General features: G+C 66.1%; 1 protein-coding gene. It reads left to right on the top strand.

Features of this window, described 5'->3' with window-relative positions; genetic code table 11:
* Positions 1-19 precede the first annotated feature (19 nt).
* On the top strand, positions 20-3,671 hold a 3,652-nt coding region (locus tag ACSFA7_RS33505), incomplete at its 3' end, for an amino acid adenylation domain-containing protein (protein WP_435503351.1).

Raw genomic sequence — 3,671 nt, 5'->3', positions numbered from 1 at the left:
CGACGCCCTGCCCGAGCACATGGTCCCTGCTGCCATCGTCGTGCTCGATGCGCTGCCGCTCACGCCCAACGGCAAGCTCGACCGCAAGGCCCTGCCCGCGCCGGACTTCACCCCGCACAGCATGCGCTCCCCGCGAACGCCTCAAGAAGAAATCCTTGCCACGCTCTTCGCCGAAGTCCTGCGCCTCCCAAAGGTGGGCATCGACGACAGCTTCTTCGATCTGGGCGGCCACTCCCTGCTGGCCACCAAGCTCATCAGCCGCATCCGCTCCTCCCTGGGCGTGGAGCTGGCTATCCGCGCACTGTTCGAAGCACCATCGGTCGCACAGCTGGCCCAGCGCCTGGGCGACGCACAGGACGCACGTCAGGCACTGCAGCCCATGGCTCGCCCCGCGCAGATTCCCGTGTCGTTCGCTCAGCGGCGCATGTGGCTGCTCTTCCGGATCGACGGCCCCTCTTCCACGTACAACATCCCCATCGCCCTGCGCCTGACCAGCCGCATCGATGACACGGCGCTGCACCAGGCGCTGCGCGATGTGGTCGCGCGCCACGAGAGCCTGCGCACCGTCTTCCAGGACACGGACGAAGCCACCTGCGTGCAGCTCATCCTGCCGCCCGAGTCCGCGCAACCCGTGCTGGAGATCGCCCAGGCCAGCGAAGTCTCCCTGCCCCACCAACTCGCCGCGGCGGCCGCTCACAGCTTCGATCTGGGCTCGGAGATCCCGATTCGCGCCAGCCTGTTCCACCTGGACGAGGAGCACCACGTCCTCTTGCTGCTGTGCCATCACATCGCCAGCGACGGATGGTCGCTCGCACCACTGGCGCGAGACCTGTCCAGCGCCTACGCCGCTCGCGCACAGGGCCACGCCCCACAGTGGTCACCACTGCCCGTGCAGTACGCCGACTACACGCTCTGGCAGCATGCGCTGCTGGGCAGCGAGAGCGACCCCGACAGCCTCATCTCGGCACAGCTGGCCTACTGGCAGCACACGCTCGCCGGCCTGCCCGAGCAACTTCAGTTGCCCACCGACAGGCCTCGCCCTGGCGTCTCTTCCTATCAGGGCGAAAGCATCGCCTTCCAGCTGGATGCAGACCTGCACCGCAAGCTGGCAGCACTGGCCCGCGAGGGCCAGGCGAGCATGTTCATGGTGCTGCAGGCCGCCCTCGCAGCCTTGTTCACCCGCCTGGGCGCGGGCACCGACATCCCCCTGGGCAGCCCGATCGCCGGGCGCACCGACGAGGCCCTGGACAACCTGGTGGGCTTCTTTGTCAACACGCTCGTGCTGCGCACCGACACCTCGGGCAACCCTGGCTTCCGCGAGCTGCTGGCCCGCGTGCGCGAGATCAACCTGGCCGCCTACGCGCACCAGGACCTGCCCTTCGAGCGCCTGGTGGAAGTACTCAACCCGCAGCGCTCCATGGCACGCCATCCGCTGTTCCAGGTCATGCTGGTGCTACAGAACAATGACCGTGCAAGCTTCCAGCTGCCCGGCCTGCAGGCCAGCGCCCAGCCATTGGGCCTGCACACTGCCAAGTTCGATCTGTCCTTCGCGCTGCGCGAGCAACGCGGCACGGACGGTTCGTCCCAGGGCATTGCCGGTCACGTCGAGTTCGCCACAGACCTGTTCGATCGCGCCACGGTCGAGCTGCTCACGGCACGCTTGCAGCGTGTGCTCGAAGCCATTGCTGCCGATGCCTCTCAGCCCATCGGACACATCCAGATCCTTGCGCCCGAGGAGCGCATGCAGATCCTGCTGGGATGGAACGACTCCGCGCACCCGGTGCCCCCGGCCACCCTGCCCGAGCTCTTCGAGCTGCAGGTCGCACGCGCCCCCGAAGCCACCGCCTTGGTCTTCGAGGACCAGACCTTGACCTACGGCCAGCTCAACGCACGCGCCAACCAACTGGCCCACCACCTGATCGCCCAGGGCGTGGGCCCCGAGAGCATCGTCGCCCTGGCACTGCCTCGCTCAATGGAGCTGGTCGTCAGCCTCCTGGCCATCGTCAAGACCGGCGCTGCATACCTGCCCCTGGATGTGGACTACCCCAAGGACCGCCTGGCCTTCATGCTCCAGGATGCCGCGCCCGTCTGCATGATCGGCAACGCGCTCACTGCCGCCTCGCTACCCCAGGGTGTGCCCACCCTGTGCCTTGACCAGCCTTCGCTGAGCCAGGCCCTGGGCAATGCCCCCACCAGCAATCCCACTGACGACCATCGCTCGCAGCCCCTGCGCCACGAACACCCCGCATACGTCATCTACACATCAGGGTCCACCGGAACGCCAAAGGGCGTGATAACGACCCATGAAGACGTAGTCAATCTGGCCCTTGATCAACGTTGGCATGACGCCAGCATGACCACGGTACTTCAGCATTCGCCCATCACATTCGATGCATCGACTTTCGAAGTGTGGATGCCGCTTCTGGGGGGCGGCAAAGTGGTGCTTGTCTCAATTCGAGAGCTTGCTCCTCACACCCTGCGTCGCTTCATTGACAGTGAACGCGTCACAACACTCTGGTTAACGGCCGGACTGTTCAGTCTCTTCGCCGAAGAAGATCCATCCTGTTTTGCCGGCTTGCAGCATCTTCTCGCGGGAGGAGATGTGCTGACTCCATCAGCGGTTCAGCGGGTTCTTGCGAATTGTCCCTCCCTGGTTATCACGAATGGCTATGGGCCCACGGAGACGACCACTTTCGCGGCCTTGCACTCCATTCGCAGTTCAGACCTGACGGATCTCGGCATTCCGATCGGTTCTCCACTGGGCAACACACAGGTCTACGTGCTTGACGCCCAGCTGCAGCCGGTGCCCGCGGGCGTGCCCGGCGAGCTGTACATCGCCGGCGCAGGCCTGGCACGCGGCTACCTGAACCGCCCCGCCCTCACCGCCGAGCGCTTCGTGGCCAACCCCTTCGGTGCATCGGGCAGCCGGATGTACCGCACGGGCGACCTCGCGCGATGGCGTGACGACGGCGTGCTCGACTTCCTCGGGCGCGCCGACCAGCAGGTCAAGATCCGGGGCTTTCGCATCGAGCCCGGCGAGATCGAAGCGGCCCTGGCACGCCTGCCCAACATCGCACAGACCGCCGTCATCGCACACGAGGGCACCCCTGGCCACAAGCAGCTCGTGGGCTATGTCGTGGCTGAGGCTGCGCAGAACATCGACACCGCGGCCCTGCGCCGCGCGCTGGCCAGCGACCTGCCCGACTACATGGTCCCCGCTGCCATCGTCGTGCTCGATGCGCTGCCGCTCACGCCCAACGGCAAGCTCGACCGCAAGGCGTTGCCCGCTCCGGACTTCACGCCCCAGAGCATTCGTGCACCGAGAACGCCACAAGAGCAAACCCTCGCCGATCTCTTCGCCGAAGTCCTTCGCCTGCCTCAAGTAGGCATCGATGACAACTTCTTCGACCTGGGCGGCGACAGCATCAGCTCCATCCAATTGGTCAGCCGTGCACGCAAGGCTGGCCTCGTCATCACCCCGCGCAACGTCTTCCAGCACCAGAACGTCGCTGCGCTCGCCGCTGTCGCCGCCCCGCTGGAAGATACGCCGAGCCTCACACCGTCGGACTTCCCCCTGCTCACACTGAGCCAGGCCGAAATCGAGCAACTGGAAGAGTCCTCGCCCCCACTGGAGGAGATCCTGCCGCTGTCGGCCCTGCAACAGGGCCTGC

It is taken from the genome of Variovorax trehalosi (assembly GCF_051216415.1).
Taxonomy (GTDB): Bacteria; Pseudomonadota; Gammaproteobacteria; order Burkholderiales; family Burkholderiaceae_C; genus Variovorax.
Note: the sequence above shows the minus strand (reverse complement) of the source record. Positions and strands in the feature narration are given on the sequence as shown.